This window comes from Pseudomonas sp. FSL R10-0399, assembly GCF_009600165.1.
In the GTDB taxonomy this organism is placed as follows: domain Bacteria; phylum Pseudomonadota; class Gammaproteobacteria; order Pseudomonadales; family Pseudomonadaceae; genus Aquipseudomonas; species Aquipseudomonas helleri.
The window spans coordinates 1-18,404 of record NZ_WIWK01000115.1 but is presented as its reverse complement, the minus strand read 5'-3'; the positions used below and the strand labels follow the sequence as shown (position 1 = coordinate 18,404).

Sequence of the window (18,404 nt, the reverse complement as noted above, 5' to 3'; positions counted from 1 at the left end):
TGCGCAGGTCAGCGCGAGGCAGCGGTTGGCGGTCGGGCAGGGCTTGATCGATCCGCGCGCCATAAAAATCGCCACGGCGCAGGACTTGGGCAAACAAACGCATCTGCCCGCTGGTGCGGCCGCGCTCACCCTGAATACGCCCGGCGGGCAGGGCGGTTTCACGGCAAACGACGGCCACAAACTCGTCGCCCAGCGCGTCGATTTCTTCGGCAATGGCTTCTAAAAATTCCGCACGGCGGCTGGCGGGCAAACTGCGGAATGCCGCGAAGGCTGTACTGGCTGCGTTGGCGGCGGCGTCTACTTCGGCGTCGGTGGCCTGCACAAACTGATACGGCAGGGCTTCACCGGTCGTTGCATCCAGGCTTTGCAAATGAACAGCGCCAGCGCCGCTGCGCTGGCCGCCAATAAAGTTCTGGCCGGTAATCTGGGTCATGTCCATCTCCTTGAAAAAACAATGAAACCCGTGGGAGCGGGCAAGCCCGGTTCCCACAGGTGTGGTGTGTCATCACTGGCTTAGGTAATTGCACCGATCTGCCATGGCACAAATTCGTTTTGGCCGTAACCGTGCTGCTCGCTTTTACTGCGCTCACCGGAGGCGATGCGCAACATCAGGCGGTAGATGTACTCGCCGCGCTCTTCGATGGTCATGCTGGCGTCGGCAATGCCACCGCAGTTCACGTCCATGTCTTCTTCCTGGGTCTCCCACAGGCGGGTGTTGGTCGCCAGCTTGATCGACGGCGAGGGCGCGCAGCCATAGGCCGAACCGCGCCCTGTGGTGAACGCAATCAGGTTGGCGCCGCCCGCCACCTGGCCGGTTGCCGAAATCGGGTCGTAGCCCGGCGTGTCCATAAACACCAGGCCGTGGGCGCGCACCGTCTCAGCGTATTCGTAGACATCGACCAGGTCACTGGAGCCGGCCTTGGCCACGGCGCCCAGGGATTTTTCGAGGATGGTGGTCAAGCCTCCGGCCTTGTTGCCCGCCGACGGGTTGTTGTTCAGCTCGGCGTTCATGCGCTTGCAGTAGTCTTCCCACCAGTGAATCCGCTTGATCAGCTTTTCACCGACTTCACGGCTGACCGCACGGCGTGTGAGCAAGTGCTCGGCGCCATAGATTTCCGGGGTTTCGGAGAGGATTGCAGTCCCGCCCGCTGCGACCAGGCGATCTACCGCATTGCCCAGCGCCGGGTTGGCGGTGATGCCCGAGTAGCCATCGGAACCGCCGCATTGCAAGCCGATGATCAAGTGTTTGGCACTGACCGGCTCACGCTCGACGCGATTGGCCTCGGCCAGCAGGGATTTAACCTGCTCGATGCCGCTGGCAATGGTTTTCGACGTGCCGCCCGTGCCTTGAATGGTAAAGGCGCGCAGGAACTCACCTTTTTCCAGGCCTTGGGCCTCTAGCAAATCCGCGATCTGGTTGGTTTCACAACCCAGACCGATCATCAGCACCGAGGCGAAGTTGGGGTGAATCGCATAGCCGCCCAAGGTCCGGCGCAGCATGGCCAGGGCTTCGCCGCCGGGGTCGACTGCGCACCCAAAACTGTGGGTCAGGGCGACCACGCCATCCACGTTGGGATAGTCGATCAGGGCCTGCGGGTTGATGTCGCGGCGAAAGTGATCGGCGATGGCCTTGGCCACCGTCGCCGAGCAGTTCACCGACGTCAGGATGCCCACGTAGTTACGGGTAGCGACGCGGCCATCCGCGCGCACGATGCCCATGAAGGTGTCCAGGTTAGGCGTATGAATCCCCCGCGCATCCACACCAAAAGCGTAATCGCGCGAAAAATCCCCCATGGCCAGGTTGTGCACATGCACGTGTTTACCGGCTTTGATTGGCTGGCTGGCGAAGCCAATGATCTGCCCATAACGGCGCAGCGCCTGGCCGGCCGGCAGATCACGGGTTGCGATCTTGTGGCCCGAAGGGATGGCGTCCAGCGCTGTCAGCCCTTCGGCCTCAAGGATCAGGCCTTTGGGAATGGGCTGGCGGGCAATCAGCACATCGTCCAGCGGGTTGAGTCGAATCACGGCGTTGGCAGCATTTTCACTGCCTGTTTTAGTTATGAGTTGCATCAACAGTTACCTCAGTGAAAGTCTCAGGCCAGACCGCGCTCGCGGTAGTCGATGAGGGATGAGAACAGCATCAGACCGAAAGCCATCACCACGAAGAAGATAAGCGCGAGGAAGTACGAATCGGTGAACTGCACGATCAGGCCGATCAGGATCGGTACGATGACACCGACCATGTTGCCGCAGAAATTCATGCTGCCGCCCAGTACGCCCGCCTTGGATTTACCGCCCAAAATGGCTGGCAAGCACCAGTACATGCCGCACCAGCGAATGAAAAACAGGGCCACGCAGAGCAGCGAAATCACGGTGAAAGCGTCCGGTGTGTAGGCCACCAGCAGGATGCACAGCGCAGCAATCGCCGCCGAACCGCCGAACATGGTGCGCATCACCTTGTTCGGTGCGCCGCCTGCGTCCTTCCATTTGTCCGCCAGCCAACCGCCGAAGATCTCGCCGATAAACCCGCACATAAAGATCAGGAACGTTGCACCGCCCATGGCCTTGATATCGAGGTTATGCGCCTTGTGCAGGTAGCTCGGCATCCAGGTCAGCAAACCGTAGAACACGCTGTTGTAGCAGGCGTACCCGGCGAACATGGCCAATACCGAACGGCTTTTCAGCAAGTCTTTGAGGATGGCTTTGCGTTCGCCGTTGGTTTTCGCCGCCTCGGCATTGGCGTTGGTGATATAGGCCAGTTCAGCTGCGTTGACTTTAGGGTGTTCGGCCGGGTTATTACGGATGTACCACCAGGCCCAGACACCGACGATCATGGTGCCGACACCGGCGATCACGAACGCAATGCGCCACGAGTCGAACCAGGTAATCAGGCCCGCGATGATGATGGCGCCAAAGGCTGTGCCCAAGGGTGCGCCGCCATCCACCAGGGTTGCCCCGCGGCCCCGCTCATTGGGCGTCAGCCAGGCACCGTTCAGCTTGGCCCCGGCGGGCATGATCGGTGATTCGGCAACGCCCAGACCGATACGGGTGGCGAGCAAGGTCATCCAGCTGTGGGCGCCCCCTGCGATGGCCTGGAAGAAGCCCCAGCCCACGGTCGCCACACCGACGATATTGCGCACCTGAAAACGGTCCAGGAGCATGCCGCCAGGAATTTGCATCAGCGCATAGGACCAAAAGAACGCGCTGAGCATCAGGCCTTCCAGGGCCGGGGTCATTTCAAATTCGCTGGAAATCAGTGGCAAGGCCACCGACAGTGACGCGCGGTCGATGTAGTTGATCGCCGACAACAGCAGCAGGATCAAAAATATGCGCCAGCGCACCGTGGTAGGTCGTGAGGCGTCTGCAAGCCCGGCGGCCTGGCTGGGGGCGGCCGGTGCAATTTTGCTGTTCATGTTCGTCTCGCTTTTTTATGTTTTTTATCAAGCGGGGAGTGGGCTTGCAGGCAAGCCCACAAAGCCTTGCTACAACGTTACGACATGCCCGGCTGGCAGTTCAGCGGTGCCTGCCTGTATACCGTTGATCAGCGGTGCGCCGAACTCCGGTATGCTGATTTCGAAGCGGTCACCTTCCTGGGTGTGAATGTTGTCGGCCACCGATAGAGTGGCGGTGCCAAAGAAATGCACGTGCACATCGCCAGGGCGCAGGAACTGCGGGTACTTGAAGTGGTGGTATTCAAGGTTTTCCAGGCTGTGGCACATGTTGTCTTCACCGCTGAGAAACTCTTTTTCCCAGACTACCTCGTTACCGCGCAGGATGCGGCTCATGCCGGTCAGGTGACGCGGCAGCTCGCCGACACGCAGCTCGGGGCCGTAACTGCAATTGCGCAATTTAGAGTGCGCGAGGTACAGGTAGTTACGGCGCTCCATGACGTGGTCAGAAAACTCATTGCCCAACGCAAAGCCTACGCGGTAGGGCTTGCCATCGTCGCCCACTACATACAGGCCGGTCAGCTCGGGTTCTTCGCCGGCATCTTCAGCGAAGGTCGGTTTGCTGAACGCACTGCCGGGGCGAACCACGATCGAGCCGTCACCCTTGTAGAACCACTCCGGTTGCACGCCCACCGTGCCGGATGCCGGGCGGCCACCTTCTATGCCCCACTGAAAAATACGTGCGGTGTCGGTCATGGCGCTGTGATCGGCTGCGTTTTGCTGGTGCATCTTGTCGCGTGTCGAGGCGCTGCCCAAGTGGGTCAGGCCGGTGCCGCTGATCAGGCAGTGGGCCGGGTCTGCATGGTCCAGCGGCGGGAGTACGCGGCCTTGCTCCAGTGTCTGGCTATAACTGACAGGACTTGCCTCGGTGCCACGGGCCAGCACTTCAGCGACCAGGCCGTGGCCTTTACGAATGGCCTCCAGAGCCAGTTCGCGGGTGGTTTCGGTGCCCAGTACCACGCGGATCTCATCGCCCTCGATCACCCCGACGTGGCGCTGGCCTTGAGCTGTTTCAAACTGGATCAAGCGCATACAGTGAACTCTCGCAGATTATTTTTATGGCGGGTCGTTAACCCCTTCTGGCGCTCACTTTAATTTTTGTCAGGGATGCTGCCTAATGACAGATGCTGATTGAGCGATAACCAATGGTCATCCCCATGCTGCCATCCCTGACCACCATCATTTCCCGGCTGCGCCTCAAACAACTGCGGTTGTTGATTGCGCTGGACGAATTCGGCTCGCTGCACAAGCCCGCCGAGTCTGTGGCAATTACCCAGCCCGGCGCGACCAAGGCGCTGCACGAAATTGAATCGACGCTGGGCGCAACCCTGTTCGAACGCACGCCCAAAGGCCTGACGCCCAATGATCTAGGGCGTTGCGTGATCCGTTACGCGCGTTTGATACACACCGATGTGGCGCACCTGCGCGAAGAAATGCTCGGCATTCTGCAAGGCCATGGCGGGCGTCTGTCGGTGGGGGTGATCATGGGCGCAGTGCCGGTGCTGGTGGAGTGCCTGGCGCAATTGCGCGCCAAACAGCCGCAGTTATCGGTAGAAATCGTCGAAGACACCAGCGCTCGGCTGTTGGGATTACTCGACGAAGGGCGCCTGGACCTGGCCATATGTCGCACCAGCGTCAGCAAACATCCGGCGGCTTATGACAGTCGCCTGCGCGAGCAGGAGCCGCTGATCGTGGTCGCTAACACTGCGCACCGGTTTGCCCGCCGTACGTCGCTGGCGTTGAGCGAACTGGCAGATTCGTCGTGGGTGGTGTTCCCGGTCAACATGCCCATGCGCCTGACCCTTGAGCGGGAGTTCAGGGAAGCGGGGCTTAACTTTCCGGCGTATCCGATTGAAACCTCATCGACCTTCACCACGCTGTCATTGCTCTTGCAGGACCCGCAACTGGTCGCCGTAATGCCGGTGGACGTTGCGCAAATGGCGGTGACCCACGGCATGCTGATGCGCTTGGCGCTGGACTTGAAATCACGCAGCGAGCCGTACGAAATCGTCACCCGCAAAGGCGTGGCATTAACCGCCCCGACGCAACTGCTGATTGATGAGCTGACCCGCCAAAAACAGGCATGAGCGCAAGCCGTTACGCGGCCACGCGCATCACGTCCCATGCGCTCATTACCTGGGTGACAGCGGCGTCCAGTACTGCGTGCTCCAGGCCGTCCCGGGCAAGCGTAGTCAGCCCCAGCAAAAAGCTTTCAAACACTGTGGCCAAGGCGACAACGTTGGTCTGCGCGGACAGTTCGCCCGAGGCGACGCCGCGCTCGATGCAGGCAATAAACCCTGCCCGGTTACGCGCGCGGGCCTGGGCCAGTGGCGCGCAGATCTCCAGGGTTTCAGCCGAGCAGGCACTCATCAGCCCCAGTGTTACCAGGCAGCCACGTGGGTGCCCCGGTTCGCATTGCATGCGGGCTGAGCGGCTCAACGCCAGTTCGATGGCTTCACGCGGGGCAATCCCGGGGTCTTGTAGGCTCTCGGTCACGCGGCCATGGGAGTTCAGATAACGTTCCATGACCTCTTTGAACAAGGCCTCCTTGGAGCCAAAGGCGGCATAAAAACTCGGCGCCGAAATGCCTGGGCCGATGCTCGCCTTGAGCTGGCTCAGCGAGGTGGAGTCGTAACCGTGCTGCCAAAACAGGTGCATGGCTTGAGTGATTGCCGCGTCACGGTCAAACGTACGTGGGCGTCCCATCTGGGCCATTGTCGGTCTCCTTTTTCACAAGACATAAATACTAGTCGATACAAAAGTCGTTGACCAATCGCTTTTGCATCGCCAACATCTGTACTTATCGATACATAACTAAGACAGGTTGGAACAGGCGATGGTTGAAGAGCGCGACACTACTGAGCGATTACCCATGGGCGCGCTGCTGGCGCTGGCCATGACCGGGTTTATCTGCATTGTCACCGAGACGTTGCCGGCGGGTTTGCTGACCCAAATCAGCAGCGGCCTTGAGATCTCCTCGGCAATGGCCGGGCAGATGGTCACGGTCTACGCACTGGGCTCGTTGCTGGCGGCGATTCCCTTGACCATCGCCACACAGGGCTGGCGGCGGCGCAATGTCTTGCTGCTGACCATTGTGGGTTTTCTGCTGTTCAACTCGATCACCGCGTGGTCGTCACACTATGGCGTGACCCTGGTGGCGCGCTTTTGCGCGGGTGCTTCGGCCGGTCTGGCCTGGAGCCTGTTGGCGGGGTACGCACGACGTATGGTTGTGCCGCACTTGCAGGGCCGCGCCATGGCGGTGGCGATGGTCGGTACGCCAATCGCACTGTCACTGGGTGTGCCACTGGGCACCTGGCTGGGGGCGCTGATGGGCTGGCGCAGCGCCTTCGGCCTGATGTCCATACTGACTGTGGTGCTGATTGTCTGGGTGCTGGCCAAAGTGCCGGATTATCCGGGGCAGGCCAGCGCCCGGCGCATCGGCTTGCGCCAGGTACTGCTGACACCCGGGGTGCGCTCCGTGCTTGCGGTGGTGATGACCTGGATGCTCGCGCACAACATGCTCTACACCTACATCGCCCCGTTTGTGACGCCAGCGGGTCTGGCCGATCAGGTGGATCTTGTGTTGCTGGTATTTGGCCTTGCGGCGCTGTTGAGCATCTGGCTGACCAGTCGGCTGGTCGACAGCCATTTACGCAGGGTGGTGCTGGTCAGCCTTGCTGCGTTTACCGCGATTGCCCTGTTGTTTGGTGTGTTCTTCCAGTCTGCGCCGGTGGTGTACGTCGGTATTTTCATCTGGGGCCTGTCCTTTGGTGGTGCGGCAACCTTGCTGCAGACGGCACTGGCAGACGCGGCAGGTGAGGGCGCCGATGTGGCGTTGTCGATGAACGTGGTGGTCTGGAACAGTGCCATCGCTGGCGGAGCGCTAACGGGTGGCGTGTTGCTCGATCAAGTCGGTGTGAGTGCGTTGCCCTGGGCGTTACTGGTGTTGTTGCTGGCAGGGTTGTTGATCGTGTTCAACGCTCGCCAGCACGGTTTCCCCACGGGGCAGCGCCAGGCCGGGGCTGCTGTCGTCGGTCATTGATGTTCACAAGCTCGCCTGCGTAGCGCCAACCCTGTAGGAACTGCCGAGGCACGAAGGCTGTGACCCTGGGTTTGCGCGGGCAGTGTTGGCCTGGCAACAGTTGTTCTACAGACTGTTGCCAGGCCAACTATTTACGCTTCGAACAAACAATAACTTACTGAATTTAAACAATAAATTATCTGGCATGGATTCTGCTCTGTTGTGAATAACGATCGCATCTGTTGGCGATTAAACACGAGTAAAGAGTGAGAACCCCATGTCGAACACCCCAGCCGACGCCCATTACCCACTGTCTGTTCCCGATGCCCATGTCATCCGCTCGGACGCAGAAGCCATTGAAGTCGCCCACAAGGTCGCCGCGTTTTTACTCGAAGGTGATGCCGAGCGCGACCGTCAGCGCGAAGTGCCTGCTGAGGTGGTGGATGTGTTCTCCAACAGCGGCCTGTGGGGCATTACCGTGCCCAAGGAGTACGGCGGTGCTGAGGTGTCGTTCGCCACGCTGGCCGAGGTGATCGCCATCATTTCGGCGGCCGACGCTTCCCTCGGGCAGATCCCGCAGAACCATTACTGCCTGCTCGAAGACATTCGTCTGCAAGGCACAGAAGAGCAGAAGGCCTGGTTTCTGGGGCTGGCGCTCAAGGGCAACCGCTTTGCCAATGCCATTTCTGAAACCGGCGGCAAGACTGTGCAAGACATCCAGACGCGCTTTGTCAGCGAAGGCGATGAGGTGGTGATCAATGGCCGTAAAGGCTACTGCACTGGCTCGTTGTACGCCCATTGGCTGGGGGTGCTGGCGCTGAATGCCGACGATAAAGCGCACTTGGCGTTTGTGCCGCGGCGCACGCCCGGCCTGATCGTGGTGGATGACTGGTCGAGCATTGGCCAGCGCAACACCGCCAGAGGCACGGTGCTGGCAGAAAACCTGCGGGTGCCGGCCTTTAACGTGTTCAAGACGTACCAGTCTTATGAAAACCCGACCCTGGCCGGACCGATTGCGCAAATCACCACCGCCGCGATTGATGCCGGCATTGCCCGCGCCGCCTTGCGCGACACCCTGAGTTTTGTGCGTGATCACGCTCGCCCATGGATCGACTCGGGGCTGGATAAAGCCAGCGAGGACCCGCTGACCATCATCCAGATCGGCAAGTTGAGCATCCAGCTGGACGCCTCCGAAGCCTTGCTTGAGCGGGCCGGTCGGGTCCTCGATAGCGAGCGTGAAAACCCCGGTGAAGCCGGCGTGGCGCGCGCTTCGGTAGCAGTGGCCAAAGCCAAGGTGCTGACCACTGAAATCGCCCTGGAAGCCAGCAACCGTCTGTTCGAATTGGGCGGTACGCGCTCCTCGCTGGCGCGTCACAACCATGATCGCCACTGGCGCAACGCCCGCGTGCACACCCTGCATGACCCGGTGCGCTGGAAATACCACGTGGTCGGCAACTGGCTGCTGAACGGGGTCAATCCGCCGCGTCATGACTGGTCATAACGATGGACGCGCTGCTGAGCAATATTAACTGGCCGGAAATCGGTCAGGCCTGCCTCGACACCCTGAGCATGCTCGGCATGGCCCTGGGTTTTACCGTGTTGCTGGGGCTACCGCTGGGGGTGTTGCTGTACCTCACCGGCAAGCAGCAATTGCACGCCAAACCCGGCATCTACCGCGTGCTGTCGATGGTGGTGAATGTCCTGCGGTCGCTGCCCTTCATCATTTTGCTGATTGTGCTGATCCCGGTGACCACCTTGATCACCGGCACCTCGCTGGGCGTGGCGGGTGCCATTCCGCCATTGGTGGTGGGCTGCACGCCGTTCTTTGCACGGTTGGTGGAAACCGCGCTGCGTGAAGTTGATCGCGGCCTGGTGGAGGCCACCCAGTCCATGGGCGCCACGACCTGGCAAATCATCTGGCACACCTTGTTGCCAGAGTCCCGGCCGGGGCTGATTGCAGCCGTCACGGTGACCGCAATCGTGCTGGTGGATTACACCGCGATGGCCGGAGTGATCGGTGGCGGGGGCTTGGGTGACTTGGCAATCCGCTTTGGTTATCAGCGTTTTCAGACTGACGTCATGGTGGTAACCGTGGCCTTGCTGGTCCTGTTGGTACAAGGGCTGCAAATGACCGGTGACCGTCTGGTGTCCCATTACAGCCGTCGCTGAGACGGCTCATTTTTGATTGTTCGGAGTTTGTGCAATGAAAAAGCTTCTTGCTCTGGTGGCCGTGATAGCCGCCTTTAGCGCTCAGGCCAATGAAAAGTTGGTGGTCGGTGCCACGCCGGTGCCCCATGCCGAAATTCTTGAGTTTGTTAAGCCTGAGCTGGCCAAGGAAGGCGTTGATCTGCAGATCAAAGTGTTCAACGACTTTATCCAGCCCAACCAGCAACTCGCGCTTAAAAACATCGACGCCAACTACTACCAATACCGGCCGTTTCTGGATGAGTACAACAAGGAACGCCACACGGATCTGGTCCCGGTAGTGGGCGTGCATATCGAGCCGTTTGGCGCGTACTCGACCAAAATTAAAAACATCGCCGAGTTGCAGGACGGTGCTTCAGTGGCTATTCCCAATGACCCGGTCAACGCCGGTCGTGCTCTGGTGCTGCTGGAAGAGGCCAAGCTGATCACGCTTAAAAACCCTGGCGACCCGCAGTCGACCACCCGCGACATCGTGACTAACCCCAAGCACTTGAAAATCCGTGAACTGGAAGGCGCGATGCTGGCCCGATCCGTGAGCCAGGTGGACCTGGCATTTGTGTTTGCCAACTACGCGCTGGAAGCGGGGATCGACACCAACAGCGCGTTGATTGTCGAGAAGGGCAAGGACTTGTACGTCGAGTACCTGGTGGCGCGCCCGGACAACATCAATGACCCGCGTATTCAGAAGCTGGCCAAGGCTTTGCACTCTGATGCCGTGCGTCAATTTATCCTGACCCGTTACAAAGGCCAGATCGTGCCAGGCTTTTAAATCGGTATTAAACGTCTGTGTTCTCTTATGTCAGCTAGGCTATTGAAGATGAATAACCCGCTGACCCAGGAGAACGTATGACATTGCGATGGATGCTGTTGAGCCTTGTTGTTCTATGTGCGGGCTGCCAATACTTCAGTTATCAGCAAGGCTGCACCGACAATCCCAATCAGCGCGGCTGCCAGGGCGGCACAGTAGAGTCGCCATAAATACTGGGCTGGCGCATCCCCAAATCGGCTCCCTCTTCTTCGGGAGAGGGCTGGGGTGAGGGGGCTCTTATCAACATGTTGGTTGCCCAACACTTCATGAGCACATTGCACACGGTTCAACAACACGTTGCCTGACCCGCAGGGCTTATCCGCTGTTATGGCTGAGGTTGGGGGCGTGGCATGTTAGGTGCATAGGTTCCTGGCAGTCATAAACACTCAAGGTGTTTGTATTGATTGCCAGCTAAAAGGACCTCTCATGCACTACCGTCAACTGGGTAACAGCGGCATTAACGTCAGCGTTCTGGGCCTGGGCACCATGACCTGGGGCCACCAAAACACCGAAAGCGACGCTCATCAGCAAATCGAACTGGCGCTGGCTGAAGGCGTCAACCTGATCGACACCGCCGAGATGTACCCCACGCCCACCCGCGGCGACACCTGGCGTACCACCGAACGCTATATCGGCAACTGGCTGGGCGCCAACAGCGCGCGTCGCGCCGACATCGTGCTGGCGAGCAAAATTGCCGGTCCGGCCCGCGAGCCCGGTGGCCAATTGCATATTCGCGATGGCCTGACCCGGCATGACCGGCGCAACATCGTCGAAGCCCTGGACGGTAGCCTCAAGCGCCTGCAAACCGACTACCTCGATCTCTATCAACTGCACTGGCCCGACCGCCCGACCAACTTTTTTGGCCTGCGTGAATACCCGTATGCCGAAGACACGCAAAGCGTAGCCATCGAAGAAACCCTCTCGGTGCTGGCCGATCAGGTCAAGGCGGGCAAGATCCGCCACATCGGCGTCTCCAACGAAACGGCGTGGGGCGTGGCCGAGTTCCTCAAGCAGAGCGAGCGCCTGGGCTTGCCGAAAATTGTCAGCATCCAAAACCCCTACAGCTTGCTGAATCGCCTGTACGAGGGCGGCCTGGCAGAGTTCACCCATCGCGAAGGCGTTGGCCTGTTGGCGTATTCGCCGCTGGCGTTTGGCACCTTGACCGGCAAGTACCTCGGTGGCGCCCGCCCTGAAGGTTCGCGTCTGACCTCGGTGTACCGCACGTTCAATCGCTACGACAGCCCGCTGGCCCAAGAAGCCATCGCAGGCTATGTGGACATCGCCCGCGAGCACGACCTGACCCCGGCGCAATTGGCCTTGGCTTATGTCATCAACAAACCGTTTGTGGCCAGCGCGCTGACCGGGCAAACCAGCCTCGTGCAATTGCGCGACAACCTCAGCGCGATCAACGTGAGCCTCAGCCCGGAGATTCTGGCGCGCATCGAGGCCGTCCATCAGCGTGTCCCCAACCCTGCGCCATAGGAGTACGGGCGATGCCCAAGCAACTGCACGTCAACCTGTTTGAAATGAACTGCGTGAGCCATATCGTTCACGGCCTGTGGGTGCATCCCGAGAACAACCGCCACCGTTTCAATGACCTGGATTACTGGACCGAGCTGGCGCAACTGCTGGAGTACGGCACCTTTGACGGGGTGTTTCTGGCCGACGTGATCGGCACCTATGACCGTTTTCGCAACGGCCCGGAAACCGCCCTGCGCGAGGCCATGCAAATCCCTAGCAACGACCCGTTGATGGTGATTCCGGCCATGGCCGCCGTGACCAAAAACCTCGGCTTTGGCGCGACGTTTTCAACCACGTACGAGCCGCCGTTTGCTTTTGCCCGGCGCATGAGCACCCTGGATCACCTGACCAAGGGCCGGGTGGGCTGGAACATCGTGACCTCGTACCTGCCCAATGCAGCGCGTAACTTCGGGCATGACACCGAGGTCGTGCACGACCACCGCTATGAAATCGCCGATGAATACCTGGATGTACTCTACAAACTGTGGGAGGGCTCGTGGGACGATGACGCGGTGATTATCGACCGTGAACAACGGGTGTACACCGACCCGCACAAGGTCCGTTACATCAACCACGTGGGTGAGCACTTCAGCGTGGCCGGGCCGCACTTGTGCCAGCCGTCGCGCCAGCGCACGCCGGTGTTGTTCCAGGCAACCGGCTCGCCAGCCGGTATCGAATTTGCCGGGCGGCATGCCGAAGTGGTGTTTACCGGCGGCCTCGACACCCCGGCCGTGCGCGCGAATATTCAGGCCATGCGCAACAAGGCCATCGCCCATGAGCGTGACCCGGCGGGGCTGAAATTTATCGTCATGGCCGGGGTGATCGTGGGCCGTACTGACGAAGAAGTCAGCCGCAAGCTCGACAGCTATCGCAAGCTGATGAGCGTTGAGGCGTCGCTGGCCCATCATCAGTCAGCGATTGATTTGACCGCTTACCCCGGCGATGCGCTGATCAGTGATTTGATCGAGCTGAAAGTCGACGGCTGGGAGAGCCTGCAGCGCTACAAGCCCGAATGGACCATCGGCACCGTGTTGTCGCAGTTCTCGGGGTTTAACCGTGAGCGTTTCTTTGTGGCAGGTACGCCGACCGTGGTGGCGGATGAAATCGAGAAGTGGCTGGATGTCGACGGCATTGACGGGATCAATTTGCGCCAGTACCTGTCGTTTGAAACGGCCCGGGATTTTATTGAGCTGGTGATCCCGGAACTGCGCCGTCGTGGACGTTTTCGTGAACGCTACAACGAAGGCGAAACCCTGCGCGAACGCCTGTTTGGTGCGGGGCAGGCGCGTTTGCCGAATGACCATTTCGGCGCCCGCTATCGCGACCCGGCGCTGTTGCAACAGCCGGCCACGCCATTACGTTTCTGAACACATCACCTGTAGGAGCGAGCTCGTCTCGCGATCTTTTTAAAGATCAAAAGATCGCGAGACGAGCTCGCTCCTACAGTGGGTTTTTAGCCAACTGTTGGCTCACCAACAGTCGCTGCACAGACTGTTGCTTTTGACTCCCTCCTGACGCCGATCTGCGCCTGTTTGCTGGACGAAAAACCCGGCATGGCTTGTGCAATAGCCTAAGTCCCGGACTTAAGGCAGCAGGCCCCATGCGCAATATTTCCCCCTTTATTCGAAACTTTCCGTTGCTCGGCATCGCAACCCTGTGCTCGGTACTGGTCGGCTGCGGGCAGGAAACCTCGGCCGTTGCGCGCAGTGACAAACCGGTCAGCGGCGGGACGTTGATTTATGCCACCGACCGCGAACCCACGTGCCTCGATCCGCATGTGGCGGGTGACATGCCGCAGGTGTTTATCGGCCAGCAGTACCTTGACTCGCTGGTGTCGATGGATGACCAAGGCCAGATCGGGCCGTGGCTGGCGAAAAGTTGGGAGGTCTCGGCCGATGGCCTGACGTACACCTTCCATTTACGCGATGACGTGCACTTCACCGACGGTACGCCGTTTAACGCGGCAGCAGTCAAGGCCAACCTCGATCACATGGCCAACCCGAAAACCCAATCGAGTACGGCTGGCGGTTATATCCGCCAATACCGCAACACCGATGTGCTCGATGACCATACGGCGGTGGTGCACCTGGCCACCCCGTACGCGGCGTTTCTGGAGGTCCTGGCCCAGGGTTTTCTGGGCATAGAGTCGCCCACCGCGCTGCTTCGTTCCCGCGATGAAAACTGCGAAAGCCCGGTGGGCAGCGGCCCATTCAAGATCGTCCGCTGGGACCGGCAAAGCCAGGTCGAGCTGGTGCGCAACCCGGATTACAACTGGGCGCCACCCACTGCCAGGCATCAAGGCCCGGCGTGGCTGGAGCGCATCGTCTGGAAGTTCATTCAGGAGCCGTCCGTGCGCTTCGCCTCGCTGCAAGCCGGGGAGGTTGATGTGATCGAGACGCTGCCGCCCGAATCCCATGAGGCCGCCCGACGCAACCCGGACCTTACGGTATTGGTGGCCTTGCGGCCGGGTAACCCCACAAACGGCACGCTGAATATCACCCGTGCGCCGTTTAATGACCTCAAGGTGCGCGAAGCTTTTGTGCGCAGTTCGGATGTCGAGGGCGCGCTCAAAAGTGTGTATTTCAGCGAGTTCCCCCGTGCCGGTGGCCCGCTGAGTTCGGCGACCCGTTTTTACAGCCCGGACTTCGAACACGCCCAGGACTACGACCCGGCCCGCGCAGCGCAATTACTTGATGAAGCCGGCTGGACCGGACGTGACAGCGAAGGCTATCGCACCCGTGACGGCAAACGCTTGCAGGCGCATGTGGTGATGGGCAACCGCACGCCGCCCTCGGAATACACCCTGTGGGAGCAAGTACAAGCGACCACACGGGCGGTCGGGTTTCAACTGATCATCGACCAGATGAGTGATGTGCAGGCCACTCAGCGCCAAGCGGACTGGGACTACGACATTCGCATCGGTTACTGGAACACCAATACCCCCGACGTGCTGCGGATCATTTTTGGCTCGGAGTTTATTCGCCCGGCGGGTGTCGGCGGTTATCACCAGAACACCGCCGGTTTCAGCGATACGGCGTTTGACGGGTTGATCCAGCAAGCCTTGACCACGCAAGACCCTGAGCAGCGCAAGGCGCTGTATTACAAGGCGCAGCAGATTGCCTCCAGCCAATACCTGCAACTGACCACGTACCCGCAAAGCTCACGCCTGGGCATCTACAAGACCACCCAGGGCGTGCGCCTGGAGCCGTCTTTGGCGGTGACGTATTTGTATGACGCCTGGGTCAATAAATGAAAAGGGTGAACCAATGAGCCGAATCGAGACTGTAAATCCGCAGCGCGAGCGCTGGCTGCAGGTGGGGCGACGCGCCGTCTGGCGTGTGGCGGGCGGACTGCTGGTGCTGTGGGCGGTGGCGACCCTGACCTTCTTTGCCCTGCGGCTGATGCCGGGCGACCCGGTGCTGGCCATCCTCGGCGGCCCGAGTGGCAACCCGTCGCCCGAAACCATTGCCGAAGCCACCCGCGAGTACGGCCTGGACAAGCCCTTGGCGGTGCAATACGCGCTGTACCTGGGGCGTCTGGTTCAGGGCGATCTGGGGGTGTCCTACTCGCAGCATTTGCCGGTAACCCGCGTGCTGGCCGAGCAGTCGTGGGCGACCCTGCAACTGACGTTTACCTCATTGGTCCTGGCCTGGCTGCTGGTGCTGTTGCTTACCGTGTTGACCGCCGGGCGCCAGCGTTGGGTGGCCAAGGTGGCTTCGTTTGCTGAAACAGTTTCGGCCGCCGTGCCGCATTTTTGGCTAGGCCTGGTGCTGCTGGCGGTGTTTGCCTTCGGCCTGCGCTGGTTCCCGCCTGCTGGTAGCGATGGCTGGCGAACCCTGGTGTTGCCGTCTGTGGCGCTGGCGGTTCCGCTGGCCGGGTTTATTGCGCAGGTCACCCGAGAATCACTGGAGCTGACCCTGGAGCAACCCTTTGTGCTGACGGCGCGGACCCGTGGTTTGAGCGAAACCGCCGTGCGCTTCAAACATGCGCTGCGCCATGCGGTGTTGCCCGGTATTTCGTTGTCGGGCTGGGCCATCGGCGCCTTGATCAGCGGCGCGGTGGTGGTTGAAGTGATCTTTTCGCGCAAGGGCCTGGGCCGCCAGTTGTATCAGGCGGTGCAGGCGCAGGACCTGCCGCTGACCATCGGTATCAGCCTGACCGTTGCGGCGGTGTATGTGCTGGCCAACATTCTGGTCGACCTGTTGCACCTGTGGGTCGACCCTCGTCAACAGGGGAAAACAGCATGAGCACACTGACTCTCGAAACGCAGTTGCCGGGTGTGCGGATGCAACGCAGGGCACGCCAGGTGCCGCTGGGGCCTTTGCTGGCGCTGATTTTTCTGGCGTTTTTGATCGTTGCCGCGCTGCTGCCGCAACTCTTTACCCATGCCGACCCGCTGGCGATTGTGCCGCACGATGCGTTTCATCCGCCGGGATGGGCGCATTGGTTCGGCACGGATCAGTCCGGCCGGGATATTTTTTCGCGGGTGATTTACGGCACCCGCCAGTCGCTGTTGATTGGTCTGGCGGCCACCGTGCTGGCCATGAGCATTGCGATTGCCCTGGGGTTGCTCGGCGGGCTTGGCGGTGCACGACTTGACCGTGGGGTTGGCTGGCTGCTGGAAATACTGTTCGCGTTCCCGAGTCTGGTGTTGGCGCTGCTGTTTGTGGCGGTGTTCGGCAGCGGCATCGGGCCGTTGATTGTTGCCACCGGGCTGGGCGCAGCGCCGGGCTACGCCCGGATGGTGCGCGGTCAGGTGCTGGCGGTGCGTAATGCCGGTTACATCGAAGCGGCGGTTGCTTTGGGGCACCCGACGCGGCGGATCATCCTGCGCCAGTTATTACCCAATGCCATGCGCCCGCTGATCGTGACCCTGACCATGGGGATTGGTCAGGCAATTGTCTGGGCTTCGGCCCTGAGCTTTCTGGGGCTGGGCGCCAAGCCGCCTGCGCCGGAGTGGGGGACCATGCTGTCCATGGGCCGTGACTTTGTCGCCAACGCCTGGTGGCTGACCTTCTTCCCGGGTGTGTTCATCGTCCTTACCACGCTGTCGACCACGGTCGCGGGCCGTTATCTGCAACAACGTCTGGAGGGGCGTCTGTCATGAGCGATAAACACTTGATCGTTGAGGGCCTGTCCATTGAGTTTGGCGGCCAGACTGTGGTGCGCGATGTGTCGTTTACCCTGGCGCCGGGCAAGACCCTGGCGCTGGTGGGTGAGTCCGGCTCTGGTAAAAGTGTGACGGCGCGCAGCTTGATTGGTCTGGCCGGTGCCGGGGCGAGAGTGACGGCGCGCACCCTGAGTTATGGCGGGCAGGATTTGCTCGGGTTGTCCGAGCGTGGCTGGCGCGGGTTGCGCGGCAAAGGCATTGGCTTTGTGCTGCAAGACGCGCTGGTCTCGCTCGACCCGCTGCGCCCGGTGGGCAAAGAGATTCTGGAAGTGCTCACGACCCACCAATGGGGCGACCGGCGCAGCCGCGCTGAGCGGGTTATCGAGCTGCTGGACAAAGTCGGCGTGCCCGAGCCCGAATTGCGTGCCCGCCAGCGGCCCGATCAATTGTCCGGTGGCCTGCGCCAGCGTGCGTTGATCGCCAGTGCGTTGGCGCTGAGCCCGGGGCTGGTCATCGCCGATGAACCGACCACCGCACTGGATGCCACGGTGCAGGCGCAGATTCTGCAAGTGCTGCAAGAAATCAAGGCTCGCGGTGATTCGTTGCTGATCATCAGCCATGACTTGGCGGTGGTGGCGCATTTGGCCGATGAGGTGCTGGTGCTGCGCCACGGCGTGGTGGTTGAGCAGGGTCCGATGCAGCAGGTTTTGCGCACACCGAGCCACCCTTACACCCAGGCGTTGCTGGATGCGGTGCCGGCCGAACATGCGCGGGGCACGCGGCTGTCGTCGCACAACAGCGGGCAGCTTGTTCAACCTCGGCCGGGCGCTGACTCGCCGGTGCTGCTCAAGGCCAGCGGTTTGGGTAAACGCTACATCGGCCCCGACCAGCAATCTCGCCAAGTGGTCGACGACGTCAACTTTGAACTGCGCGCCGGGCGTACGCTGGGCATTGTCGGCGAGTCCGGTTCGGGCAAGACCACCGTGGCGCGCATTGTGTTGGGGTTGCTGGAGCCGGATGCGGGTCAGGTGCAGTTTCTGGGCCATGCCTGGGCGGGGGCGGGCGCAGATCGGATGGCGGAAAAAGACCGGCGTGTGCATCGACGTGACATCAGCGTGATTTATCAAGACCCGCTGAGTTCGTTCGACCCGCGCTGGAGCATCGGCCAGATCCTCGCCGACGCGCTGGATGTGGCCGGTGTAGCAGCTTCGCAGCAGCCCGCACGGATCCGCGAGTTGCTCGAGCAAGTGCGCTTGTCGGCCGAACTGGCGAGCCGCCGTCCCTTGCAAC

Annotated in this window: 17 protein-coding genes; 12 read left to right on the top strand and 5 right to left on the bottom strand. The window is 60.8% G+C overall.

The genetic code is table 11. From position 1 onward, the window contains the following. The 4 genes from GHO41_RS24185 to araD1 form a co-directional block, all read right to left on the bottom strand. Positions 1–433: aldehyde dehydrogenase family protein (locus GHO41_RS24185; protein WP_153434846.1), on the bottom strand; the 433-nt coding region annotated here is incomplete at its 3' end. An 80-nt stretch (positions 434–513) separates the two neighbouring features. After that, a complete protein-coding gene (locus GHO41_RS24180; protein ID WP_153434845.1) occupies positions 514–2,070 on the bottom strand; it encodes a UxaA family hydrolase in 1,557 nt (518 codons plus the stop codon). A gap of 23 nt (positions 2,071–2,093) precedes the next feature. Further along, entirely contained in the window at positions 2,094–3,413 is a 1,320-nt protein-coding gene (locus GHO41_RS24175) for an MFS transporter (RefSeq protein ID WP_153434844.1), read from the bottom strand. A 69-nt stretch (positions 3,414–3,482) separates the two neighbouring features. Beyond that, a complete protein-coding gene (araD1, locus tag GHO41_RS24170; protein WP_153434843.1) occupies positions 3,483–4,481 on the bottom strand; it encodes an AraD1 family protein in 999 nt (332 codons plus the stop codon). Positions 4,482–4,606: 125 nt separating this feature from the next. On the opposite strand from araD1, the gene GHO41_RS24165 reads away from it, so the two are divergent. Continuing rightward, on the top strand, positions 4,607–5,536 hold the full coding sequence (locus tag GHO41_RS24165) for a LysR family transcriptional regulator (RefSeq protein ID WP_153434842.1): 930 nt from the start codon (positions 4,607–4,609) through the stop codon (positions 5,534–5,536). A 10-nt stretch (positions 5,537–5,546) separates the two neighbouring features. Here the strand turns inward: GHO41_RS24165 and GHO41_RS24160 are convergent, their stop codons facing one another. Further along, positions 5,547–6,164, bottom strand: coding sequence for a TetR/AcrR family transcriptional regulator (locus GHO41_RS24160; protein WP_153392771.1), 618 nt, complete (start codon positions 6,162–6,164; stop codon positions 5,547–5,549). 121 nt (positions 6,165–6,285) lie between these two features. Between GHO41_RS24160 and GHO41_RS24155 the strand changes: the two genes are divergently transcribed. The 11 genes from GHO41_RS24155 to GHO41_RS24110 form a co-directional block, all read left to right on the top strand. After that, positions 6,286–7,491 carry an MFS transporter gene (locus GHO41_RS24155; RefSeq protein WP_153392774.1) on the top strand — a complete coding sequence of 402 codons (1,206 nt, stop codon included), beginning with the start codon at positions 6,286–6,288 and terminating at the stop codon, positions 7,489–7,491. Between the two features lie 256 nt (positions 7,492–7,747). After that, the gene (locus tag GHO41_RS24150; protein ID WP_153434841.1) at positions 7,748–8,971 is read left to right on the top strand and encodes an SfnB family sulfur acquisition oxidoreductase; all 1,224 of its coding nucleotides are present in this window, start codon (positions 7,748–7,750) and stop codon (positions 8,969–8,971) included. Positions 8,972–8,973: 2 nt separating this feature from the next. Continuing rightward, positions 8,974–9,639 (top strand): methionine ABC transporter permease, encoded by a 666-nt coding sequence (locus GHO41_RS24145; protein WP_048368918.1) that lies wholly within the window; start codon positions 8,974–8,976, stop codon positions 9,637–9,639. A gap of 34 nt (positions 9,640–9,673) precedes the next feature. Beyond that, a complete protein-coding gene (locus GHO41_RS24140; RefSeq protein ID WP_153434840.1) occupies positions 9,674–10,444 on the top strand; it encodes a MetQ/NlpA family ABC transporter substrate-binding protein in 771 nt (256 codons plus the stop codon). A 77-nt stretch (positions 10,445–10,521) separates the two neighbouring features. Continuing rightward, on the top strand, positions 10,522–10,653 hold the full coding sequence (locus tag GHO41_RS30455) for a hypothetical protein (RefSeq protein ID WP_256678844.1): 132 nt from the start codon (positions 10,522–10,524) through the stop codon (positions 10,651–10,653). A gap of 256 nt (positions 10,654–10,909) precedes the next feature. Then, positions 10,910–11,965 carry an NADP(H)-dependent aldo-keto reductase gene (locus GHO41_RS24135; protein WP_153434839.1) on the top strand — a complete coding sequence of 352 codons (1,056 nt, stop codon included), beginning with the start codon at positions 10,910–10,912 and terminating at the stop codon, positions 11,963–11,965. Positions 11,966–11,976: 11 nt separating this feature from the next. Continuing rightward, complete coding sequence (locus GHO41_RS24130; protein ID WP_153434838.1) at positions 11,977–13,371, top strand: LLM class flavin-dependent oxidoreductase; 1,395 nt, start codon at positions 11,977–11,979, stop codon at positions 13,369–13,371. 233 nt (positions 13,372–13,604) lie between these two features. Beyond that, positions 13,605–15,257 carry an ABC transporter substrate-binding protein gene (locus GHO41_RS24125; RefSeq protein WP_153434837.1) on the top strand — a complete coding sequence of 551 codons (1,653 nt, stop codon included), beginning with the start codon at positions 13,605–13,607 and terminating at the stop codon, positions 15,255–15,257. A gap of 13 nt (positions 15,258–15,270) precedes the next feature. Further along, positions 15,271–16,251: an ABC transporter permease gene (locus GHO41_RS24120; RefSeq protein ID WP_048368923.1), complete on the top strand. Its 981-nt coding sequence runs from the start codon at positions 15,271–15,273 to the stop codon at positions 16,249–16,251. Further along, positions 16,248–17,111 carry an ABC transporter permease gene (locus GHO41_RS24115; RefSeq protein ID WP_153434836.1) on the top strand — a complete coding sequence of 288 codons (864 nt, stop codon included), beginning with the start codon at positions 16,248–16,250 and terminating at the stop codon, positions 17,109–17,111. Before GHO41_RS24120 ends, GHO41_RS24115 begins: the two co-directional genes overlap by 4 nt. After that, positions 17,108–18,404, top strand: a 1,297-nt coding sequence (locus tag GHO41_RS24110) for an ABC transporter ATP-binding protein (RefSeq protein ID WP_153434835.1), incomplete at its 3' end; no start/stop codon positions are given. The genes GHO41_RS24115 and GHO41_RS24110, both read left to right, overlap by 4 nt.